This is a genomic window from Isoptericola sp. Y581 (assembly GCF_059445475.1).
This window is the reverse complement of record NZ_JCAIUK010000008.1, coordinates 259,224-280,444: the sequence shown is the minus strand read 5'-3', so window position 1 is coordinate 280,444 and position 21,221 is coordinate 259,224. Positions and strand designations below refer to the sequence as shown.

At 72.5% G+C, this 21,221-nt stretch carries 20 protein-coding genes; 7 read left to right on the top strand and 13 right to left on the bottom strand.

Annotated features, from left to right (window positions below):
• Nucleotides 1–22 precede the first annotated feature (22 nt).
• The 3 genes from AC1C2W_RS16800 to AC1C2W_RS16790 all read left to right on the top strand — a co-directional run bounded on the left by AC1C2W_RS16800 (nt 23) and on the right by AC1C2W_RS16790 (nt 3,612).
• Nucleotides 23–364, top strand: coding sequence for a metal-sensitive transcriptional regulator (locus AC1C2W_RS16800; protein WP_495390671.1), 342 nt, complete (start codon nt 23–25; stop codon nt 362–364).
• A gap of 41 nt (nt 365–405) precedes the next feature.
• Nucleotides 406–789 (top strand): heavy-metal-associated domain-containing protein, encoded by a 384-nt coding sequence (locus AC1C2W_RS16795; RefSeq protein WP_495390670.1) that lies wholly within the window; start codon nt 406–408, stop codon nt 787–789.
• A gap of 171 nt (nt 790–960) precedes the next feature.
• Nucleotides 961–3,612, top strand: coding sequence for a heavy metal translocating P-type ATPase (locus AC1C2W_RS16790; protein WP_495413754.1), 2,652 nt, complete (start codon nt 961–963; stop codon nt 3,610–3,612).
• A gap of 234 nt (nt 3,613–3,846) precedes the next feature.
• Here the strand turns inward: AC1C2W_RS16790 and AC1C2W_RS16785 are convergent, their stop codons facing one another.
• The 4 genes from AC1C2W_RS16785 to AC1C2W_RS16770 are packed head-to-tail and all read right to left on the bottom strand — an operon-like array spanning nt 3,847 to nt 6,554.
• On the bottom strand, nt 3,847–4,653 hold the full coding sequence (locus AC1C2W_RS16785; protein ID WP_495413753.1) for an ABC transporter permease: 807 nt from the start codon (nt 4,651–4,653) through the stop codon (nt 3,847–3,849).
• The gene (locus AC1C2W_RS16780) at nt 4,650–5,597 is read right to left on the bottom strand and encodes an ABC transporter ATP-binding protein (protein ID WP_495413752.1); all 948 of its coding nucleotides are present in this window, start codon (nt 5,595–5,597) and stop codon (nt 4,650–4,652) included. The genes AC1C2W_RS16785 and AC1C2W_RS16780 overlap by 4 nt, the downstream gene beginning before the upstream one ends.
• Nucleotides 5,594–5,896, bottom strand: coding sequence for a transcriptional regulator (locus tag AC1C2W_RS16775; protein ID WP_495390666.1), 303 nt, complete (start codon nt 5,894–5,896; stop codon nt 5,594–5,596). Before AC1C2W_RS16775 ends, AC1C2W_RS16780 begins: the two co-directional genes overlap by 4 nt.
• The gene (locus AC1C2W_RS16770) at nt 5,889–6,554 is read right to left on the bottom strand and encodes a hypothetical protein (protein WP_495390665.1); all 666 of its coding nucleotides are present in this window, start codon (nt 6,552–6,554) and stop codon (nt 5,889–5,891) included. The genes AC1C2W_RS16775 and AC1C2W_RS16770 overlap by 8 nt, the downstream gene beginning before the upstream one ends.
• 153 nt (nt 6,555–6,707) lie before the next feature.
• On the opposite strand from AC1C2W_RS16770, the gene AC1C2W_RS16765 reads away from it, so the two are divergent.
• From AC1C2W_RS16765 to AC1C2W_RS16755, 3 genes are all read left to right on the top strand, one after another.
• The gene (locus AC1C2W_RS16765; RefSeq protein ID WP_495390664.1) at nt 6,708–7,655 is read left to right on the top strand and encodes an SPFH domain-containing protein; all 948 of its coding nucleotides are present in this window, start codon (nt 6,708–6,710) and stop codon (nt 7,653–7,655) included.
• Nucleotides 7,652–7,915 (top strand): type II toxin-antitoxin system antitoxin, encoded by a 264-nt coding sequence (locus AC1C2W_RS16760; RefSeq protein ID WP_495390663.1) that lies wholly within the window; start codon nt 7,652–7,654, stop codon nt 7,913–7,915. The genes AC1C2W_RS16765 and AC1C2W_RS16760 overlap by 4 nt, the downstream gene beginning before the upstream one ends.
• A gap of 108 nt (nt 7,916–8,023) precedes the next feature.
• On the top strand, nt 8,024–8,863 hold the full coding sequence (locus tag AC1C2W_RS16755; protein WP_495413751.1) for a CPBP family intramembrane glutamic endopeptidase: 840 nt from the start codon (nt 8,024–8,026) through the stop codon (nt 8,861–8,863).
• Between the two features lie 85 nt (nt 8,864–8,948).
• On the opposite strand, the gene AC1C2W_RS16750 is transcribed toward AC1C2W_RS16755, so the two are convergent.
• From AC1C2W_RS16750 to AC1C2W_RS16710, 9 genes are all read right to left on the bottom strand, one after another.
• Nucleotides 8,949–9,713, bottom strand: coding sequence for an ABC transporter permease (locus AC1C2W_RS16750; RefSeq protein ID WP_495413750.1), 765 nt, complete (start codon nt 9,711–9,713; stop codon nt 8,949–8,951).
• Nucleotides 9,710–10,534: an ABC transporter ATP-binding protein gene (locus AC1C2W_RS16745; protein ID WP_495390660.1), complete on the bottom strand. Its 825-nt coding sequence runs from the start codon at nt 10,532–10,534 to the stop codon at nt 9,710–9,712. The genes AC1C2W_RS16750 and AC1C2W_RS16745 overlap by 4 nt, the downstream gene beginning before the upstream one ends.
• Before the next feature lie 27 nt (nt 10,535–10,561).
• A complete protein-coding gene (locus tag AC1C2W_RS16740) occupies nt 10,562–11,404 on the bottom strand; it encodes a DUF4097 family beta strand repeat-containing protein (RefSeq protein WP_495390659.1) in 843 nt (280 codons plus the stop codon).
• Between the two features lie 99 nt (nt 11,405–11,503).
• Nucleotides 11,504–12,049: a histidine kinase gene (locus tag AC1C2W_RS16735; protein WP_495390658.1), complete on the bottom strand. Its 546-nt coding sequence runs from the start codon at nt 12,047–12,049 to the stop codon at nt 11,504–11,506.
• Between the two features lie 177 nt (nt 12,050–12,226).
• Entirely contained in the window at nt 12,227–12,439 is a 213-nt protein-coding gene (locus AC1C2W_RS16730) for a hypothetical protein (protein ID WP_495413749.1), read from the bottom strand.
• A 248-nt stretch (nt 12,440–12,687) separates the two neighbouring features.
• Nucleotides 12,688–14,388, bottom strand: a complete 1,701-nt coding sequence (locus AC1C2W_RS16725; protein ID WP_495390656.1) for a dipeptide ABC transporter ATP-binding protein — start codon at nt 14,386–14,388, stop codon at nt 12,688–12,690.
• Nucleotides 14,385–15,485: an ABC transporter permease gene (locus AC1C2W_RS16720; RefSeq protein ID WP_495390655.1), complete on the bottom strand. Its 1,101-nt coding sequence runs from the start codon at nt 15,483–15,485 to the stop codon at nt 14,385–14,387. The genes AC1C2W_RS16725 and AC1C2W_RS16720 overlap by 4 nt, the downstream gene beginning before the upstream one ends.
• A complete protein-coding gene (locus AC1C2W_RS16715; protein ID WP_495390654.1) occupies nt 15,485–16,528 on the bottom strand; it encodes an ABC transporter permease in 1,044 nt (347 codons plus the stop codon). Before AC1C2W_RS16715 ends, AC1C2W_RS16720 begins: the two co-directional genes overlap by 1 nt.
• A 9-nt stretch (nt 16,529–16,537) precedes the next feature.
• The gene (locus AC1C2W_RS16710; protein ID WP_495390653.1) at nt 16,538–18,184 is read right to left on the bottom strand and encodes an ABC transporter substrate-binding protein; all 1,647 of its coding nucleotides are present in this window, start codon (nt 18,182–18,184) and stop codon (nt 16,538–16,540) included.
• A 206-nt stretch (nt 18,185–18,390) separates the two neighbouring features.
• On the opposite strand from AC1C2W_RS16710, the gene AC1C2W_RS16705 reads away from it, so the two are divergent.
• On the top strand, nt 18,391–21,066 hold the full coding sequence (locus tag AC1C2W_RS16705; protein ID WP_495413748.1) for a flippase-like domain-containing protein: 2,676 nt from the start codon (nt 18,391–18,393) through the stop codon (nt 21,064–21,066).
• Nucleotides 21,067–21,221: the final 155 nt, after the last annotated feature.

The following is a 21,221-nucleotide window of genomic DNA, read 5'->3' as shown; positions in this document are numbered from 1 at the left end:
CCCTAGGGGTATCGTGGAGCTCATGACCGACACCACCGCACCCGCCGACGCCCCGGCGCACAGCTCCCACCAGCACGACGGGCCGCACGGTTATGCCTCCGACAAGGAGGCCTACCTCAAGCGCATGCGTCGCATCGAGGGCCAGGTCCGCGGGATCGCGCGCATGATCGACGAGGACGTCTACTGCATCGACATCCTCACCCAGGTGTCCGCGGTGACCAAGGCCCTGCAGGCCGTCTCCATCGGCCTCGTCGAGGACCACCTGAGCCACTGCGTCGTCGACGCCGCCCGCTCGTCCGAGGCGGAGGGCGCCGCCAAGGTCAAGGAGGCCGCCGACGCCATCGGCCGCCTCGTGCGTAGCTGATCCGCTCGACCCACTCGATCCACTCATTGCGAAGGAGCACCATGAGCACCGTCACCACCCTGGGCATCACCGGCATGACCTGCGGCAACTGCGTCGCGCACGTCACCAAGGACCTCTCGGCCGTCGCAGGCGTCGAGGACGTCAGCGTCGAGCTGCACGCCGGCGGCACCTCCGACGTCGCCGTCTTCTCCGACGCCCCCCTCGACGAGGCCGCGCTGCGCGAGGCCGTCGACGAGGCCGGGTACGCCGTCGCGTCGGTCGCCGTGCAGAACGACGCGCTCGCCGCGCAGCAGGCCGCCCAGGCCCCCGCGCGCCAGGAGGCGCACGACTGCGCGTGCGGCTGCGGCACCGGCGCGGCCTCCGCCGAGCCCGCCAGGACGCCCGCCACGAAGACGTACGACCTGTCCGTCCCGCCCCGCGCCTGAGCGCACCGCCCCGCGGACCGCCTGCCGAACCGTCGCCCGCGCTCGTGCGAGCGCCCGCGACCCAGGCCCTCCGCGCCGCGCCGACGTCCACCCGACCGGCGCCCCCACCGCGACCCCGCCACCCCGGGCCGTCGCGGGTGACCTCCGACCCGGAATCCCCAGGAGTCACCCATGACCACCCCCACTGAGACGTCCCGCCCGGACGCCGCCGATACTCCCCCGGCATCGATCCTCGAGGTCGACCTCGCGATCGAGGGCATGACCTGCGCGTCGTGCGTGGCCCGCGTCGAGAAGCGGCTCAACCGCGTCGACGGCGTCACGGCCACCGTGAACCTGCCGCTGGAGAGCGCGCACGTCGAGCTCACCGCCCCCGTCGACGACGCCGCGCTCGTCGAGGCCGTCGAGAAGGCCGGCTACGGCGCCAGCGTCACCGCGCGGCGCGACGTCGCCCCGAAGCGCACCCCGTCGGTCGAGACCACCCCGTCGCACGAGACCACCCCACCGGACGAGACCACCCCACCGGACGAGACCACCCCACCGGACGAGACCACCCCACCGGTCGAGCCGACCCCGTCGGTCGAGCCGACCCCGTCGGTCGAGCCTGTCGAGACCACGGTTCCGACGAGCTCGACCCGCGGGGACGCCCGCGGCACGGACCTGCTGCGCCGGCTGCGCGCTTCGGCCGTGCTCACCGTGCCCGTCGTGGCGCTGTCGATGATCCCCGCGCTGCAGTTCACGGGCTGGCAGTGGGTGGTCGCGGCGCTGGCGCTGCCGGTGGTGGCGTGGGGCGCATGGCCGTTCCACACGGCGGCGGCGCGCGCCGCCCGGCACGGCGCGTCGACGATGGACACGCTGGTCTCGCTCGGCGTGATCGCCGCATCCCTGTGGTCGCTGTGGGCGCTGACGCTCGGGGGCACCGGCGAGTTGGGGATGCGGATGCGGCCGTCGCTGCTGCCGTCGGCGGCCGAGGGCGCGCCCGAGCTGTACTTCGAGGTCGCGGCCGTCGTCACGACGTTCCTCCTCGCCGGCCGGTACGCCGAGCACCGCTCCCGCCGCCGCGCGGGCGACGCGCTGCGCGCGCTGCTGGAGCTCGGCGCCAAGGACGCCGAGCGGGTGCGCCTGGCCGCGGACGGCACGCCCGCCGTCGGGCCGGACGGCGCCCGCCTCACCGAGCGCGTACCGGTGGCCGAGCTGGCCGTCGGCGACGTGTTCGTGGTGCGTCCGGGCGAGAAGGTCGCCACCGACGGCGAGGTGGTCGAGGGCGCGAGCGCGCTCGACACGTCGCTGCTCACGGGCGAGCCCGTGCCCGCGGACGTCGGCCCCGGGGACGCCGTGACCGGCGCGACCGTCAACACGTCGGGTCACCTGCTGGTGCGCGCCACCCGCGTGGGCGAGGAGACGACGCTCGCCCAGATCGGCCGGCTCGTCACGCGGGCGCAGACGGGCAAGGCACCGGTCGCGCGACTGGCGGACCGGATCTCGGCCGTCTTCGTGCCGGTCGTGCTGGGGCTGTCGGTGCTCACGCTGGTGGTCTGGCTGCTCGCGGGCGCCGACGCCCAGTTCGCCTTCACCGCCGCCGTGGCCGTGCTCATCATCGCGTGCCCGTGCGCCCTCGGGCTGGCGACCCCGACTGCCCTCCTGGTCGGCACCGGCCGGGGCGCACAGCTCGGCATCCTCATCAAGGGGCCGGAGATCCTGGAGTCCACGCGCCGCGTCGACACGGTGGTGCTCGACAAGACCGGCACCGTCACCGAGGGCCGCATGGCGGTGGAGCGGGTCGTCACCCCGGAGTTGTCAGGGCCAGGCGCACGCATTCATGGTCCTGGCCCTGACAACTCGCGGGAGCGGGAGGTGCTGGCCTACGCCGGTGCCGTCGAGTCGCTGAGCGAGCACCCCATCGCCCGCGCGATCGCCGACGCCGCCTCCGAGCTGTCAGGACCATACGCAGGTTCCGGTGCTCCTGGCCCTGACAACTCGTCGGGCGGGGGCGACGTCGGCGCGGACGGCGTGACGATCGGGTCGCTGCAGGCGTTCGACTTCGAGTCCGCGCCGGGCGGCGGCGTCCGGGCCGTGGTGCGCCGCGCGCACTCGGGGCTGGCCGGCCTCGCCGCCGACGGCGGCCTGAACGCGCGGCGCGTGCTGGTCGGACAGCCGTCGTGGCTCGCCGGCCAGGGCGTCACGCTGGGAGACGACCTCGCCGCGGCGTTCGACGAGGCCGAGGTGACCGGGGCGAGCGCGGTCGTCGTCGCCTGGGACGGCGCCGCCCGCGGCGTGGTCGTGCTGCGCGACCCGGTCAAGGCGACGTCTGCCCGCGCGGTGGCCGAGCTGCGCGACCTCGGCCTGCGGCCCATGCTCCTCACCGGCGACGGCGCGGGCGCGGCCCGGGTCGCAGCCCACGAGGTCGGGATCGCGCCCGACGACGTGATCGCCCGCGTGCTGCCGCAGGACAAGGCGGCCGTCGTGGCCCGGCTGCAGGGCGAGGGCCGCGTGGTCGCAATGGTCGGCGACGGCGTGAACGACGCCGCCGCCCTCGCCACCGCCGACCTGGGGCTGGCCATGGGCACGGGCACCGACGTCGCGATCGAGGCGAGCGACATCACGCTGGTCCGCGGCGACCTGCGCTCCGCCCCGGCCGCCGTCCGCCTGTCCCGGCACACGCTGCGCGTGATCAAGCAGAACCTGTTCTGGGCGTTCGCGTACAACGTGGCGGCGATCCCGCTCGCCGCGACGGGCCTGCTCAACCCGATGATCGCTGGGGCGGCCATGGCCGCGTCGTCCGTCATCGTGGTCGGCAACTCGCTCCGCCTCCGCCGCGCCGCCTGACCTCCGTCGGACGTTGTGGGCGTGAGATCGGGGACTATCCGAGGTCCGATAGTCCCCGATCTCACGCCCACAACGCACAGGTCAGAACGCCCAGCGTGCTCCTCCGGCGTCAGCCGGCCGCCGCGCCCGAGGACGTTCGTGAGCCCGAAGACGCCGGTGTGCACGCCGCGCTTCCCCGGCGTGGGCGACTGGAACCGAACGAGCATCTCGCCGTCCCACCTCACAGCGTCGGGGTCAGCGGAAGCGGCGCCCCTCGTCGCGGCGGTAGGCCCACACGGCGAGTGCGGCGAACAGCGCCGTCCAGCCGAGCAGCACGAGCCACGCCAACGGGTAGGCGGGCTCCCCGGTGAGGGCCTGCACCAGCAGGTCACGACCGGCCCTGGTCGGCGTGGCCTGCGAGATCGCGTCGAGCCACGGCGGGAACATCTGCGGCGGCAGGAACAGCCCGCCCGCGAACGACAGCGGGAACAGGATCACCTGCACCACCGGCAGCGCCGCCTTGGCGGACAGCGAGTACCCCACCGCCATGCCCAACAGAACGAACGGCACGGAGACCAGAAGTGTGGTGCTGACCCCGGCCAGCAGCTGCCCCCACGTGACGGTCGCGGCGGTGAACAGCCAGCCGATGAGGATCAGGGGCACCAGGCCGAACAGCGCGAAGATCGCGCCGTTGCCGATCCGCGCCACCATCCGCGGCCCCGGGCCGGCGGGCAGGGAGCGCAGGAACGGATCGAAAGGGAGCTGCCGATCCTCGGCCACGCCGAGCCCGTAGGTGAACAGGCTCGCGGAGCAGACAGCGAACAGCCCGAGGCTCGCGACGGACATCGTGGCCCACAGCGGGTTCTGCGCCACGTCGCGCTGCGGCACGACGAAGAAGAACATCGCCAGCGCCGGGAAGAGCATGTTGCCGAGCACCGCGATCGGCACCCGCACGGTCTCGAGGAACTGGTAGCGCAGGTGCAGCCACGTCAGCTGCAGCACGCCCGGCCCACCCGTGGGCGCCGGCGTCGTGCTCCTGGTCGCGCGAGTCGTGGTGCTCATCGGTCCGCCCCCATTGCCACCATCTCCTCGAAGGCCTCCTCGAGGCTCGCACCCCGGATCTGGAGGTCGGCGAACTCGACGTCCGCCCGGACGATGTCGCGCACCAGCGCGTCCGCGTCCGCGGTATACAGCTCCTGCTGCCCGTCGTCGAGCCGCTCGGCCCGCACGACGCCCGGCCACCCGGCGAGCTCCGCCGACGAGCGCACCAGGACCCGCCGCAGCCCCACGCGGCTCAGGATGGCGTCGAGGCTGTCGTCGGCCCGCACCACGCCGCGGTCGATGACGACGACGCGCTGCGCGAGCGCCTGCACCTCCTCGAGGTAGTGGCTGGTGAGCAGCACCGTGCCGCCGCCGGCGTGGTAGACGCGGATCGCGTCCCACAGGGCCTGACGGGCGCCGACGTCGAGGCCGGTGGTCGGCTCGTCGAGCAGCACGACCTTCGGCCGCCCGACCAGGGACAGCGCGACGGCCAGGCGCCGCTTCTGCCCCCCGGACAGCGCGCCCGTCTGGCGCCGGGCCAGGTCGGCGAGGCCGAACTGCTCCAGCAGCTCGCCGGTCGGCACAGGGTCGGCGAAGTGGCCGCCGACGAAGTCGACCACCTCCCGGACCCGCAGGGTCGCAGGTAGCCCCGTCTCCTGCGGGGTGATGCCGAGGCCACGCCGGCTGGCCGCGTCGCGCGGGTCGCCGCCCAGCAGGCGCACCGTCCCGGAGTCGGGCCGCCGTTGGCCGCTGATCAGCGACAGCAGCGTGGACTTCCCGGCGCCGTTGGGCCCGAGCAGCCCCACGAGCTCGCCGGGCCCGACGTCGAGGCTCACGTCGTCGAGCGCGACGACGTCGCCGAAGCGGCGGCGCGCACGGTCCACGGCGACGACGGCGGGCGCGCGCTCCAGGCTCCGCGCGCCCGCCGGGGCGGGGGCGCGTTCAGGTGGTCGGGTGCGGGTCATGATCCGGCTCCTCTCAGGAGGCCGGTGAGGGCCTCGGTGTAGTCCTCGAACGCGCGCCGCCCGTGGGGGGTGAGCGCGAGGTACGTCGCTGGGGTGCGGCCCTCATGGGTCTTGGTGACGCGGACGTAGCCGGCGTCCTCGAGCTTGCGCAGGTGGGTGGACAGGTTGCCGGCGGTCATGTCGAGCAGCTTCTGCAGCTTGGGGAAGCTCAGCTCGTCGCCGGCGCCGAGCGCCGCGAGCGTCGCGACGACGCGCAACCGCGCGGGGGCGTGGATGACCGGGTCGAGGGCGTCAGGCACGGCGCGCCTCCTCACCGGAGCGGCGCCGCCGGCGGGCGAGGCGCAGGTGCTCGATGCCCGCCATCACGAGGAACCCGCCGCCGCCCGCGAGCGCCATCACGAGGTAGGTGCCGGGCAGGCCGACGAGCGTCGCGGCCCCCGCGACGAGGAGGATCCACGCGCCGAGCACGAACAGGCTCCGGTCGCCGAACGCCGCGCCCCCGCCCAGGTAGAGCAGCCCGACGACGAGGCAGGCCCCGCCGTTGCTGGCCAGTGCCATGACCTCCGCGTCCGCGCCGGCCCGGGCCAGCCCGCCGAGGAAGACACTGAAGGTGAGGAAGCCGAGCATCCACGACCAGCCGTACATCGCCCCGGCGCGGGCCGAGACGCCGCGCACGCCCGCCGTCCGGCTGATGGTGTGCACCATCGTGAAGACGACGGCGGCCGCGATGGCGCCCGCGAAGACCCAGTACGCCCATGCCTCGGGCTGCTCGCGCCCCCGCGCGCTGGTCCACAGCACCAGGTAGCCCGCGAGCCACGCGGCGCCCCACGCGCCGTAGAGCGCACGGCCGTCCGGCTCGAGGGCCGAGCGGGCGCGGTCCTGCTGCTCGCGGATGAGGCGGAGCGAGTCGGCCGCGGCCAGCTCGGCGTCGTCGGGTCGGTCGGGGATAGCGGTCATCGATACCTCGCAAAGGAGTTTGTGTGGCAAACCTGTTTGCGATCTTGGCACGTTGTGAGGCGTCCGGCAAGACCCCGGTGTGCCTGGCGCACGGCGAGATTAATGTGATATCACTTTGATATCGCATCAACCGGACCGACCCAGGAGCACACGATGACGGACGCACCTCCCCCGACGCAGGCCACCACCGGAGGCGCGCCCGCCGGCCGACCCGTCGGCCACGACGGCACCCGGGTCGACGTCGAGGAGCGCGCGGCCTGGTCGCTCGGCGCCGGCGGCGCACTTCTCGCCGTGCTCCTGACGGTGGTGCTCGTGCTCGGCGGCATCCTCACGATGACGACGGGAAGCCCTGCGGGGGTCGTCCTCGGCATCGTCGCCATCCTGGTCGGCATCCTGCTGCTCACCGGGGTGGGCGTCATCAGCCCCGGCCGGACACTCGTCGTGCAGCTCTTCGGCCGCTACCTGGGCACGATCCGGCGAACGGGACTCGTCGTCACCGTGCCGCTGACCACCAGCCGCCGGGTGTCCGTGCGCGTGCGCAACTTCGAGACCAGCGAGCTCAAGGTCAACGACGCGGACGGCAACCCGATCAACATCGCCGCCATCGTCGTCTGGCAGGTGGCCGACACAGCCAGGGCAAGCTTCGCCGTGGAGGACTACGACGACTTCGTCTCGGTGCAGGCGGAGTCCGCGCTGCGCCACGTCGCCATGTCCCACCCGTACGACGGCGGCGACGACGTCGAGTCACTGCGCGGGGCCACGGAGCTCGTGTCCGAGGAGATCGCAGCGGAGGTCGCGGCGCGGGTCACCGTCGCCGGCGTCGAGGTCGTCGAGGCCCGCATCTCCAACCTCGCCTACGCCCCCGAGATCGCCCAGGCCATGCTGCAGCGCCAGCAGGCGGGCGCGATCATCGCGGCCCGGTCCCGCATCGTCGACGGCGCGGTGTCGATGGTCGAGGACGCGCTCGGCCGGCTCGAGGCGGACGGCATCGTCACGCTCGACGACGAGCGGCGAGCCACGATGGTCTCCAACCTGCTGGTGGTGCTGTGCGGCGAGAGCCGGGCGACGCCCGTCGTCAACGCGGGCTCGCTGTACCAGTGACGCCCGCCGGCACCGGACCCGGTGACGAGACGGCGCCCCCGGGTTCCGGGCGCACCGCCCGGCCCACCCGCAAGCAGGTGCTGCTGCGGCTCGACCCGGCGATCCACGACGCGCTCGCCCGGTGGGCGGCCGACGACCTGCGCAGCGTCAACGCGCAGATCGACCTGCTGCTGCGCCGGGCGTTGAAGGACGCCGGGCGGCTGCCGCGCGACGCGGCCCCCACGCGGCGTCCGGGTCGCCCGCCCCGTCAGGACGGATGATCCCTGCCCGGCACCACCTCGGGGCCACCTGCGCCCCGCCCGGTGACCGCCTCGAGGTGGTGCCTAGGTTGCCGTTCCCAGGGCGCGGCGCGGCCTACGCTGGGGCGCGTGACCGTGCCGCACCCCGCGCTCCCCGCCCCCGTCGCGCCTGCGACCACGCCCGCCGCCCGCCGCCGCACCACGGCGGAGATCTGGATCGTGCTGGGCCTGAGCCTGGGCCAGAGCGGCGTGTACGCGCTGGTCAACATCGTCGCGCGGCTCACGGCGGACACCCCGCTGGCGGAGCAGTCCGCCACCCTCAACGCCAGCCAGTCCGAGCGCTCGCTGCTCGACCTCGTCTACCAGCTGCTGAGCATCGGCTTCGCCCTCGTGCCCGTCGCGCTGGCCCTGTACCTGCTCAGCGGACGCGCGACGGCCACGTGGACCGGCACGCGCCGGCGGATCGGCCTCGACTGGGGGCTGGCCGGCGCCCGGCCCGGAGGCGACGTCGCGTGGGGGTTCGGCCTCGCCGCCGCCATCGGCATCCCCGGGCTGGCGTTCTACCTGCTCGGGCGGGCGCTCGGGATCACCGTGTCCGTGCAGGCCAGCGCGCTCGCCGAGCACTGGTGGACGGTGCCCGTGCTGATCCTCGCCGCCCTGCAGAACGGGCTGCTCGAGGAGGTGATCGCGGTCGCCTACCTGCACGAGCGCACGCGCGACCTCGGCTGGTCCCGGCTGTGGTTCATCGTCGCCAGCTCGCTGCTGCGCGGCTCGTACCACCTGTACCAGGGCATCGGCCCGTTCCTCGGCAACGTCGTGATGGGCGTCGTCTTCTCGTGGTTCTACACCAGCAGGTGGGGGCGGCACCGGGTGGTGCCGCTCGTCATCGCGCACACCCTGCTCGACGTCGTCGCGTTCGTCGGCTACGCCCTCCTCCCGGAGGCGTGGAAGGCCGCCCTCGGTCTCTGATCGTGTTGTGGGCGTGATTTCGGGGACTATTCGGTCGCGAATAGTCCCCGAAATCACGCCCACAACACGATCATGCAGGGCGCGCTCAGCGAATCTTGGCGCGGTAGCGGGCGATCGCGGCGCCGTACGCCACCGCCAGGATCCCGACGAGCCACGCCAGGGCGACCCAGATGTCGTCGCCCACCGGCTGCTGGGCGAACAGGGCGCGGACGGTGTCCACGATGGACGTCACGGGCTGGTTCTCGGCGAACCAGGCGACCGGGCCGGGCATCGTCTCGGTGGGCACGAACGCCGAGCTGATGAACGGCAGGAAGATCAGCGGGTAGCTGAATGCGCTCGCGCCGTCGACCGACTTCGCCGAGAGCCCGGCGATCACCGCGAGCCAGGTGAGCGTGAGGGTGAACAGGACCAGGATCCCGGCCACCGCGAGCCAGCCGCCCACGGACGCCCCGGTGCGGAAGCCCATGACCAGCGCGACACCGACCACGATCGCGACCGAGACCAGGTTTGCGACCAGCGACGTGAGCACGTGCGCCCACAGGGCGCTCGACCTCGCGATCGGCATGGACTGGAAGCGCTCGAAGATGCCACCCTGCACGTCGAGGAACAGCCGGTAGGACGTGTACGACGTGCCCATCGCGATCGTGATGAGCAGGATGCCGGGCAGCATGTAGTTGACGTACGACTCGCTGGACCCGGTGTTGATCGCGCCCCCCAGCACGTAGACGAACAGCAGCATCAGGGCGATCGGGGTGATCGCGGTGGTGATGATCGTGTCGGGGCTACGCAGGATGTGGCGCAGCGAGCGACCGGTGAGGACGCGGGTGTCGCTGAGGACGGCGGTGGTCATCGGGATTCCTTTCCAGCCGGGACGACGCCGCCGGTGCGGTCGTCGTCAGAGATGCCCGTCTCGCCGACGAGCGCGAGGAAGACGTCCTCGAGGGACGGCTGCTTCTCGACGTACTCGACCTTGGCGGGCGGCAGGAGCTGCTTGAGCTCGGCGAGGGTGCCGTTCTGGATGATCGTGCCCCGGTGCAGGATCGCGATCCGGTCGGCGAGCTGCTCGGCCTCGTCGAGGTACTGGGTGGTCAGCAGCACCGTGGTGCCACCCTGGGCGAGCCGCTTGACGGTCTGCCACACCTCGATCCGCGCCTGCGGGTCCAGCCCGGTGGTGGGCTCGTCGAGGAAGATGACCGGCGGGTCGCCGATCAAGCTCATCGCGATATCCAGCCGGCGGCGCATGCCGCCCGAGTACGTCGCCGCCCTGCGGCCCCCCGCCTCGGTGAGCGAGAAGCGCGCGAGCAGGTCGTCGGCGATCTTGCCCGGGTCCTTCAGGTGCCGCAGCCGGGCGATGAGAACAAGGTTCTCCCTGCCCGTGAGGACCTCGTCGACCGCAGCGAACTGGCCCGTGAGGCTGATCGACTCACGCACGTCGCCGGGCTTCGCGGCCACGTCGAAACCGTGCACCGTGGCGGTGCCCGCGTCGGGCTTCAGCAGCGTCGACAGGATCTTCACCAGGGTGGTCTTGCCCGCTCCGTTCGAGCCGAGCAGCGCGAAGATGCTCCCGGCCTTCACCTCGAGGTCGACCCCCCGCAGCACATGCAGGTCGTCGAAAGACTTCTCGATGCCCTGTACCCGGATCGCGGGTTCGAGGGCCTTGTCGGTGGTCATGGCGACTCTCCGTTTCATCAGTGCGGTTCAGGGACGGCGGACGATGACGTCGCCGTAGCCGGTGCTGGCGTGGATCTCGGCGGTGGCCTCGTCCTCGACCGGCCCCTCGGTGGGGGTCAGCCGGTTGCGGACGGTGCCGTGCTCCGACGCGACGTCGAGGTAGGCGGCGGTGCCCACGGGCACGCCCACCTCGATCGAGCCGAAGGAGGTCGTGAGGGTGGCGCTGCCGGACTCGAGGTTGTTGACCCGGATCCCGGCATGGGCGGACTTCACGGTCAGGGTGCCGCGCACGCGGCTCACGGCGATGTCGGCGTGCGCCCCATGCACCTCGAGGGACCCGGTGACGGAGCCGACGGTGGTGGTGCCGTTGCTCGCCCGGACCGTGCCGCTGCCGGCCACCTCGTCGATGACCACCGAGCCGGCGCTCACCTTCACGTCCAGGGCCCCCGCCACCCGGCGCGCGGCGACCGAGCCGGCGGAGACTTTGAGGTCGAGCCGGTCGACGTCCTCGACCCGCACGTTCCCGGCGGAGAGCGTCATGTCGACGGCGCCGAGCGGCCCCTCGGTGTAGAGCGAGCCGGACTTGCCGCGGAGGTCGGACCCCGCGGGCAGCTCGACGGTGATGTTGGCGGTGCCTGCGGCGAACGGGAGGACCCACTGCTTCCAGGATCCCGGGTAGGTGATCGTGACCGCGTCGCCGTCCCGCTCGACGCGGACCTCCTCGGCGGCCCGGACGCTGCCGGACTTCCCGGGTTCGGTGGGCAGCACGGTGACGACGACGTCGTCACGCTCCCCGGCGACGACCTGCAGGTTGGCGAAGGGCACGTCCACGACGACCGGGACGGGACGGGGTGCGGGGAAAGTGGGCATGGCGGGGCTCCATCAGTGGTGTCGGACTGGTGTCGGGGGGGTTCGGTTCGCCGGTCGAGCGTGCCGAGACCTGGTTTCGACAAGCTCCACCGACGGTGGTCAGCGCACCCAGCCGGTAACGCGGCCGGTGCCGTGCTGCTCAGGGCGGGACTGCGCGACCGGGCGGCCCGCGGGCTGCTCGAGCGCCGCGGCGACCGCCCGCACGAGCCAGGTGTTGACCGAGACGCCGTCTCGCGCGGCGGCGACCTCGGCCTGCGTCTTGAGGTGGTCGGGCAGGCGCAGTGTGGTGCGGGTGGTGGCGCCCCCCTCGGCGTCCAGGCCGGACGAGGCCTGCGGCTCCGCCGTGGCCGGCGCCGCGGCGGGCACGACGGGCTCCTCCCGCAGGGCAGGGGCGGCGGGGGCACGGGGCAGAGCGACGACGAACTCGGGGGCGCCGCCGCGCAGGCGCACGTCCACGGACCCGGGAGCCAGGTCGGCGGTGATCTCCCCCGCCGCGTCGGAGAGCGCGTCGAGGAGGACGAGGCGGGCTGCGGCATCGAGCGGGGCGGTCAGACGTTCGGCAAGCTCGCGGGCGTCGTCACCGCCCGCAGCGGCGGCGGTGGCGAGCTGGCGGTGCAGCTCGTCGACGTATCGGGTCAGGTCCATGACGCCACTATGACACCATCATGGTGTCACCGCAAGAGGTGCGGCGTCATTCTGGTGTCACCGTGGCGTCGTTGCTGGTCGCAGGCTCACATTGGGCCCGGACGCACCACAGGCCGGCCCACCCGTGAGGGCAGGCCGGCCTGAGGCGCTCAGATCCGGGAGGTCAGAACGGGGAGGTCAGAACGGGGAGGCGCTGAACATACTCTGCGATAACGCCACGGCCACGAACGCGAGGAACACGAGCGCGAACACGATGCGCCCGAACGCCGCGCCGGTGCCCATCCGCGGGCCCTTCGGCGCGATGAAGCGCTCGGGCCGCTCGGGGTCGTAGAGCACGCGCACGTCCATGTCGGCGCGGTCGAGCATCCCGACGTCCGAGTAGGCGGGCACCGCGCGGACCCGACGCCCGTCGAGCGTGGGAACTCGACCGTCTCGACCAGCCGGGAGCTGACCGACCGGCTGTTCCCCGAACCGTTGCTCGAGTGCTTGACGTGGCTCGCGATCACCCGGCCCCTGGTCTCCTGGCCGGACCGTTCGAGCGAGCGCACGCCCGCGACCTCACGGATCGCGCCCACCACCATCAGCACCCCGACCAGGGCCAGAACGGCGGGCACGAGGATGAACAGCGCCTCCACCACTCAGCCCACCCGCAACGCCCGCAGCGCTTCCCGGTGCTCGGCCTGCGCCGCCGGGTCGGGCACCGGGAGGGAGGCCAGGAGCTGCTGGGTGTACTCCTCGCGGGGGTTGCCCAGCACCTGCTCGCCGGTGCCCTCCTCCACGAGCCGCCCGCGGTAGAGCACCGCGATCCGGTCCGCGAGCCGGTCCACGACGGCCAGGTCGTGCGAGACGAACAGGCACGCGAATCCGAGCTCCTTCTGCAGCTCGGCGAACAGCTCCAGCACGCGGGCCTGCACCGACACGTCGAGGGCCGACGTCGGCTCGTCCGCGATGAGCAGCTCCGGGTCGAGCGCCAGGCCGCGCGCCAGCGACGCACGCTGCCGCTGCCCGCCGGACAGCTCGTGGGGGAAGCGGTCGCCGTAGCTGCGCGGCAGCTGCACCGCCTCGAGCAGCTCGTCGACCCGCCCGCGCGCGGCCTCGGGGTTGCGGAACCGCCCGTGCACCACCAGGGGCTCGGCCACGCACTCGGCGATGGTCAGCAGCGGGTTGAACGATGTGGCCGGATCCTGGAAGACGAACCCCAGCCGCGGGCGCATCACCTTGAGACCCCGCTCCTTGGCGCCGCGCATCTCGGTGCCGAGCACCCGCAGCGAGCCGTCGTTCACCGGCGTCAGGCCCGCGATCGCCCGGGCGATCGTCGTCTTGCCGGAGCCGGACTCCCCCACGAGCCCCAGCACCTCGCCGGGTCGGATCGCGAGGGTCACGCCGTCCACCGCGGTGAACGCCGGCTGCCGGAACCGGCCGGGGTAGGTGATCGTGAGCCCCTCGGCGCGCACCACCGGCTCGGTGGACTCCCATCCCTCGGGCCGGGCGGCCGCGCGCTCGGCGGCGCGGGCGGTGCCCTCCCCGACGCGCGGCACGGCCTTGAGCAGCGCCTTCGTGTACTCGGCCTGCGGGTCCGCGAACAGATCGCCGACGGTCGCCTGCTCCACGAGCTCGCCCTGATACATCACGGCGACCCGGTCGGCCAGGTCGGCCACGACGCCCATGTTGTGCGTGATGAGCACGATGGCCGCGCCCGTCTCGTCGCGCAGGCGGCGCAACAGGTCGAGGATCTCGGCCTGGACGGTGACGTCGAGAGCCGTGGTGGGCTCGTCGGCGACGATGAGGTTCGGCCCCAGGACCAGTGCCATCGCGATGACGATGCGCTGCTTCTGCCCGCCCGAGAACTGGTGCGGGTAGTGGTCCACACGGTGCTCGGGGTCGGGGATGCCCACGGTGCCGAGCACCTCGATCGCCCGCCGGCGCGCCTCCCTGCGGGAGACCTCGCCGTGGGCGCGGATGCCCTCGGCGATCTGCCAGCCCACCGTGTACACGGGGTTGAGCACGCTCGACGGCTCCTGGAACACCATCGCCACGTCGCGTCCGCGCACCTGGCGCAGCCGGGCCGCCGACACCGAGATCACGTCCGTGGTCGCGCCGTCCCTGCCGGTGAGCACGACGGCCCCGCTGGTCGTCGCCGTCTCGGGCAGGAGCCCGAGGATCGTCTTGGCGGTGACGGTCTTGCCCGAGCCCGACTCGCCGACCACGGCGAGCACCTCACCCGGCTGGACCTCGAGGCTCACGCCTGCGACCGCCCGGACCGGGCCGGCGTCCGTGGCGAACGAGACCTCGAGGTCCCTGATCGATGCAACGGCGCTGATCGATGCGACGGCGCTCATGCGTCGTCTCCCTTCGAGTTCTCCTCGGAGTGCTCGGCGGACGCGGGGTTCTCCGGGTCGGAGGGGTCCGCCTCGACCGACTGCTCGACCGCCGTGGCCGCCACCGCGCCGGACACCTGGCCCGAGCGGGCACGCGAGCGCAGCCGCGGGTCGGCGAGATCGTTGAGCGACTCGCCCATGAGGGTCATGCCCATCGCCGCGAGGACGATGGCGACGCCCGGGAACAGCGCGGTCCACCAGATGCCGGACGTGACGTCGGCGACGGCGCGCTGCAGGTCGTAACCCCACTCGGCGGCCGCGGTCGGTTCGATGCCGAAGCCGAGGAAGCCGAGCCCGGCGAGCGTGAGGATCGCCTCCGACGCGTTGAGCGTGACGATGAGCGGCAGCGTGCGCGTGGAGTTGCGCAGCACGTGACGCGTCATGATGCGCCAGTTCCCGGTGCCGAGCACGCGCGCCGAGTCGACGAACGCCTCCCCCTTGATGCGCACCACCTCGGCGCGCACCACGCGGAAGTACTGCGGGATGAACACCACGGTGATGGACAGGGCGGCGGCAAAGATGCCGGCCCACATGCCGGATCTGCCGCCGGAGATGACGATGGCGAGCAGGATCGCGAGCAGCAGCGACGGGAACGCGTAGATCGCGTCCGCCACGACCACGAGCACGCGGTCGAGCCAGCCGCCGAAGTACCCGGACACGAGTCCCAGCAGCACGCCCACGACGATCGACGCCAGCACGGCCACCAGCACGACGAGCAACGCCGTGCGCGCGCCCCACACGACGCGGGAAAAGACGTCGTAGCCACCTACGGTGGTGCCGAACCAGTGCTCGGCCGACGGCGGCTGCTGGGCGCCGAACGCGCCCTCGAGGTCGCGCAGCTGCGACCAGCCGAACGGCGCCAGCAGCGGCGCGAACACCGCGACCAGCACGAACACGGCGGTGAGCACGAGGCCGGCGATGAGCATCCCGCGCTGCAGCCCGACGCTCTGGCGTAGCTGGCGCACCACGGGCAGCTTCCGGAGCCACGCGCCCCGGCCGCCGAGGTGCTCGGGGGCGGCGCCGGCAATGCCGACGCCGGTGATCTCTCCCGCGGTCATCAGTACCTCACCCTCGGGTCGACCAGGGCGGCGATGATGTCGACGAGGAAGTTCGTCACCGCCACGACCACCGCCATGAGGACGACGATCCCCTGCACGGCCACGAAGTCGCGCGCCTGCAGGTACTCCGAGAGCTGGAAGCCCAGCCCCCGCCACTCGAAGGTCGTCTCGGTCAGCACGGCACCCACGAGCAGCATCGCGACCTGCATGCCGGCCACGGTGATGATCGGGATGAGCGCCGGACGCCACGCGTGCTTGCGCACGAGCCGGCTCTCCTTCACGCCCCGCGAGCGGGCCGCGTCGATGTAGCCGGCGCCGAGCGTGCCGATCATGTTGGTGCGCACCAGCCGCAGGAACACGCCGGCCGTGAGCAGGCCGAGCGCGAGGGCCGGCAGCGCAGCGTGCGACAGCACGTCGAGGATGACCTCGGGGTCGCCGGTCCGGAACGCGTCGACCAGCATGAAGCCGGAGTCCGCCCCGGCGAGCTGCATGGCGATCTCCCCGTCGGTGGAGACGCGCCCGGCCACCGGGAACCAGCCCAGCCAGACGGAGAACACGAGCTTGAGGAGGAGGCCGGCGAAGAAGACCGGGGTCGCATACGCGAGGATCGCGAGGATACGCAGCACCGCGTCAGGCAGCCGGTCGCGGAAGTAGCCGCTGATCATGCCGAACGGGACGCCGAGGACGAGCGCCACGAGGATCGCGTAGAGCGAGAGCTCCAGGGTCGCGGTGCCGTAGGTCGTGAGGACCTCGGTGACCGGCCGCCCGTCGCTGATCGTCGTGCCGAAGTCGCCGGTGAAGATGCCGGTGAGGTAGTCCCAGTACTGCACGAGGACGGGCCGGTCGTAGCCGGCCGCATGGATCCGCTCGGCGAGCTGGTCGGGCGTCAGGCGCCCGCCCTGCGCGGCGGTGATGGGGTCACCGGTCGCGCGCATGAGCACGAAGACCGTGGTGACCAGGATGAACACAGTGGGGATGATGAGCAGGAAGCGCACCAGGACGTAGCGTCCCAGTGCGCTTCCCGTCGCACTACGCGTAGCCACGGAGCTGGATCAGCCCTTCGCCAGCGCGCCGTAGCGGAACTTGAACGACGCGTCGAGGGTGTCCTCGACGCCGGTGACGTCCTTGCCCGCGATGGCGACCTGGTCGCCCTGCAGGTACGGGACGGTCGACAGGTCCTTCGCCTCCTCCTCCTGGATCTGCTCGATGAGCGCCGTGCGCTCGTCGGCGTCCGGCGTCGACGTCTGCTGCTTGATCAGCTTGTCGACGGCGGGGTTCAGGTAGTTGTTGTCGAGGAAGTTGCCCTCCGCGAAGAACGGCGTCAGGTAGTTGTCCGCGTCGGAGTAGTCCGGGAACCAGCCGAGCTGGTAGGCCGGGTAGACGTCCTCCGTGCGGTCCTTGGAGTACTGCACCCACTCGGTGGTCTGCAGGTTGACCTTGAACAGGCCGCTCTCCTCGAGCTGGTCCTTGATCAGCGCGTACTCGTCGCCCGACGACGGGCCGTAGTGGTCGTTCGAGTACTGCAGGTTCAGCTCGACCGGCTCGGTGACGTCCGCGTCCGCGAGCTTCTTCTTCGCGGCGTCAGCGTCGGGGCCGCCCTCGCCGTCGCCGTACATCTCCTTGAGGGGCTGCGTGGCGCCCGTCAGGCCCTCGGGCACGAAGGAGTACAGCGGGCTGTAGGTGCCCTTGTAGACCTGCTCGGCCAGCGCCTGCCGGTCGATGAGGTCGGCCACCGCCTGGCGCACCGCGAGCGCCTTCGCCTCGTCGGCGTCGGGCTGCTTGGCGCCGAAGGGCTGCGTGTCGAAGTTGAACGTGATGTAGCGGATCTCGCCGCCCGGGCCCTTGACGACGTTGACGCTGTCCTCGCTGCCCAGGTCCTCGATGTCGGTGGGCGACAGCGAGCGGAAGGCGACGTCGACCGACCCGTCCTGCACCTCGAGCTTGAGGTTGGAGGCGTCGGTGAAGTACTTGACGTTGACCTTGGGCGTCTTGGCCGCGCCGTTGAGGCCCTCATAGCCGTCGTACGCCTCGTAGCTCACGAGCTCGTTCGGCTTGTACGCCGCGATGGAGTACTGACCGGCGAAGGCCTTGCCGTCCACGATCTCCTGGTCCGGGGTGAGCTCGTCGGGCGAGAACACCTCCTCGTCCACGATCGGGCCCGCGCTGGTCGACAGGACCTGCGGGAAGGTCTGGTCGTCCGGGTTCTTGAGGTGGAAGACGGCGGTGGTCTCGTCCGGCGTCTCCACGCTGTCCAGGTTGGCCAGCAGCGACCACGGGCCGTTGTCGTCCTTGATCTTGAGCTGGCGGTCGAACGTGAACTTCACGTCGGACGACGTGAGGTCGTGCCCGTTGGCCCACTTCAGCCCCGGCTTGAGCTTCACCGTGTACTCGGTGGGCGCCGTGAACTCCGCCGACTCGGCGAGGTCGGGCTCCACGTCCGAGCTGCCATACGGGTTGTTCATGAGGAACGGGTAGACCTGGAGCATCACCGCGAGCGAGCCGTTGTCGTACGCCCCGGCCGGGTCGAGCGACGTGATCTTGTCGGTGGTGCCGATGATCAACGACTCGGCGCTCCCGCCGTCACCTCCGTCGCCGCCGTCGTTCGAGCCGCCGCCGCCGCACGCGGTCAGCACCAGCGCCAGCGCTGCCGTCCCGGCGGCGCCCGCGAGCAGGCGTCGTGAGCCTCTGATGGCACTCATGGTCGTGGTCCCCTTCGTCCAGGCCGGCCCGCGGCAGTGGCCGCAGACTCGTCACAATGCTGGCGTTTCTAGCACACCGGTGTGTCGCCAGGGTCATAGGCGTGGGTCACACCCGGACCGTGATCGCATCGTGGTCCGGGAACCTACCACTGCGCTCCTGCCCGTGTCACAAGCCGTGAACCCGGCTTCCCCATAGACTTCCCGACATGTCCGGAGCAAGCGCAGCGGGTCCCGACCGGGGTCCGTCGCACCGGGATCCGGAGCACGACCCCTCACCGCCGACCGGTCCGCTCCAGGCGCTGCTCTCCGGAAACGCCTCCGACCAGGGCACGGGCTCCGATCTGGTCCGCGTGGTCGACACCCCGGAGGCCCGGGTCCGGCACCCGTCCGACATGCTCGGGATGGTGGTCAGCGCCCTCGCCGTGGCGCTCGTGCTGGTGCTGTCGGTGGTCGCGCACGCCACGACGGAGGGCGTCACGCAGGACGTCCGCAACTTCAGCACGCTGCTGGCACGCATCCTGTTCGTGCCGGTCCAGGTGCTCGAGGGGCTCATCACCCTGTTCGTGCCCGCCGCCGTGCTGATCGAGCTCGGGCTGCGCCGGCTGGGGCGGCAGGTGGTGGAGTCGATCTGCGCCGCCGCGCTCGGGCTGGTGCTCGGCGTCGTCACGGTGCTGAGCATCTCCCGGTTCGGCAGCGACGAGCTGGTGCGCGGGCTCTCGGTGTTCCGGGACGGCGAGTGGCAGCTCACGGTGCCCGGGTACGTCGCCGCCATCGCCGGCCTGCTCACCACGGCCGGCCCGCGCACCCGCCGCCGCACCGTGCGCTGGTCGTGGAACGTGCTCTACCTGGCGCTGTTCATCGTGCTCATCACCGGGCAGGTGTCGCTGCCGGGCGTGCTGGTCACCCTGCTGCTCGGCCGTCTCGCGGGGCAGGCCGTGCAGTACGTGTCCGGGGTGCGCAGCGAACGCGCCTACGGCGCCGACCTCGTGGCCGCGGTGCGGCGGGCGGGGTTCCACCCGACCGCGCTGGTGCGGGTGCGCGACGTCTCGACCGCCGTGGACGACGCCGACGAGGTGCCCGTGCCCGAGGACCCGGTCGCGGCCTACGACGCCGACGGCGACGTCGTGGACGCGCCGGAAGGCGACGAGGAGACGATGCCGGCGGACCCGACGACGGCGGACGCGGCGGCCCTGGCGCTCACCCGGGCGGGCGACAACCGCATCTACGCGCTGTTCACGGGCGACGGCGAGCCCCGGCGCGACGTCGTCGTGCTGGACGGCGACCGTCAGGTCATGACCACCGTGCAGCGGCTGTGGCGCGCGCTGCGGCTACGCGGCCTCGAGGGCCGCGCGGCGATCTCGCTGCGCGCCGCCGCCGAGCGCACCGCCCTGCTGGCGTACGCCGCCCAGGCGGCCGGGGTGCGCACCCCGCGGCTGGAGGGCATCGGCGTCGCGGACGACTCGGTCGTCCTCGTGCAGGAGCACGCGCGCGGCGCCGTCTCCCTGCGCGACGTCGACGCCACCGACCTCGAGGGGCCGCGCGGCGACGCGGTGCTCGCCCAGGCGTGGGAGCAGCTGCGGCGCGCACACGACGCCGGGCTCACGCACCACGCCCTGACGCCCGACGTCCTGCTGGTGCACCACGACGGCGCGGGTGCGCCACACGTGTGGCTCACCGGCTGGGAGCAGGGCGAGATCGCGTCGTCCAACCTGTCGCGGCGCCTCGACCTCACGCAGATGCTCGCCCTGCTGGCGCTGCGCGTCGGGGCGCACCGCGCGCTCGCCTCGGCGGTGCGCGCGCTGCCCGACGAGGACATCGCCGCCATCGGCCCGCTGCTGCAGTCCATCGCGCTGCCCAGCCCGACGCGCGAGGAGGTGCGCCGCGCCAAGGGCCTGCTGGACGAGCTGCGCGACGCCCTGGTGGAGCGGCTGCCCCAGGCGGACGTGCAACCGCAGAACATCACCCGGTTCGGTGCCCGCACGGTCATCATGCTGACCCTGACGATCGTCGCCGTCTCGGTGATCGTCACGACGATGAACTTCGAGGAGATCGCGGCGGCGATCGCCGAGGCGAACCCGTGGTGGGTCGCCGCCTCGTTCGCCTTCGGCGCGATCACGTGGTTCGGCGCCGCCCTCACCTTCTCCGCGTTCTCCCCCGAGAAGCTGCCGCTGTGGCGGGCCACGCTCACGCAGATGGCCGGGTCGTTCGTCTCCCTCGCCGCGCCCGCCGGCATCGGGCCGGCAGCTCTCAACCTGCGCATGCTCCAGCGCCGCGGCGTGGCCACGCCGATGGCCCTCGCCACCGTGGCCCTGGTGCAGCTCTCGCAGTTCGTCGTCACCGTGCTGCTGCTCGTGGTGCTGTCCGTGTTCACCGGGTCGGGCGGCCTCATCGAGCTGCCCTCCACCACGGTGCTGCTGGCGATCGCCGGCGTGGGCGTCGCCGTCGTCGCGACGCTCCTGGTGCCGTCCGTGCGGCGGTGGGCGTGGGAGAAGGCCCGGCCCACGCTGGAGCAGGTGTGGCCGCGACTGTCCCAGATGCTCGCGCAGCCAGCCCGGCTCGCGCTCGGCCTGGGCGGCAACGTGGTCATGACGCTCGGCTACGTGCTGGCGTTCCACGCCGCGCTCTCCGCCTTCGGCCAGTCCCTCAAGCTCATCGACGTCGCCGTGATCTACCTGGTGGGCAACGCCCTGGGCGCCTTGGTGCCCACGCCTGGCGGCCTCGGCGGCGTCGAGGGCGCCCTCATCGCCGGGCTCACCGCCGCCGGCATCCCGGCGTCCCTCGCGTTCTCCGTGACCATGCTCTACCGCGTCGTCACCTACTGGGCCCGCGTGCCGATCGGGTGGATCGCCATGCGGTTCCTTGAGCGCAAGGGCGACCTCTGAGGAAGCAGCACGACCTGCGGAAACCCGGGCTCTGGCGCGGCGTCCGTGACATTCTCCTGACGTCGGACCCGACACCACCCTGGAGGGACCATGACGCTGGTCGATGGCCCGGCACCGGCGGGGGCGCGCGCCTGCGCTGCTCGGTGAGGTCGGTC

Coding starts and splice junctions, on each gene's coding strand:
- AC1C2W_RS16780 (WP_495413752.1), bottom strand. CDS start 5,597: ATGACCCGCACCCGACCACCTGAACGCGCCCCCGCCCCGGCGGGCGCG.
- AC1C2W_RS16785 (WP_495413753.1), bottom strand. CDS start 4,653: ATGAGCACCACGACTCGCGCGACCAGGAGCACGACGCCGGCGCCCACG.
- AC1C2W_RS16765 (WP_495390664.1), top strand. CDS start 6,708: ATGACGGACGCACCTCCCCCGACGCAGGCCACCACCGGAGGCGCGCCC.
- AC1C2W_RS16740 (WP_495390659.1), bottom strand. CDS start 11,404: ATGCCCACTTTCCCCGCACCCCGTCCCGTCCCGGTCGTCGTGGACGTG.
- AC1C2W_RS16795 (WP_495390670.1), top strand. CDS start 406: ATGAGCACCGTCACCACCCTGGGCATCACCGGCATGACCTGCGGCAAC.
- AC1C2W_RS16800 (WP_495390671.1), top strand. CDS start 23: ATGACCGACACCACCGCACCCGCCGACGCCCCGGCGCACAGCTCCCAC.
- AC1C2W_RS16745 (WP_495390660.1), bottom strand. CDS start 10,534: ATGACCACCGACAAGGCCCTCGAACCCGCGATCCGGGTACAGGGCATC.
- AC1C2W_RS16705 (WP_495413748.1), top strand. CDS start 18,391: ATGTCCGGAGCAAGCGCAGCGGGTCCCGACCGGGGTCCGTCGCACCGG.
- AC1C2W_RS16710 (WP_495390653.1), bottom strand. CDS start 18,184: ATGAGTGCCATCAGAGGCTCACGACGCCTGCTCGCGGGCGCCGCCGGG.
- AC1C2W_RS16720 (WP_495390655.1), bottom strand. CDS start 15,485: ATGACCGCGGGAGAGATCACCGGCGTCGGCATTGCCGGCGCCGCCCCC.
- AC1C2W_RS16790 (WP_495413754.1), top strand. CDS start 961: ATGACCACCCCCACTGAGACGTCCCGCCCGGACGCCGCCGATACTCCC.
- AC1C2W_RS16750 (WP_495413750.1), bottom strand. CDS start 9,713: ATGACCACCGCCGTCCTCAGCGACACCCGCGTCCTCACCGGTCGCTCG.
- AC1C2W_RS16725 (WP_495390656.1), bottom strand. CDS start 14,388: ATGAGCGCCGTCGCATCGATCAGCGCCGTTGCATCGATCAGGGACCTC.
- AC1C2W_RS16735 (WP_495390658.1), bottom strand. CDS start 12,049: ATGGACCTGACCCGATACGTCGACGAGCTGCACCGCCAGCTCGCCACC.
- AC1C2W_RS16770 (WP_495390665.1), bottom strand. CDS start 6,554: ATGACCGCTATCCCCGACCGACCCGACGACGCCGAGCTGGCCGCGGCC.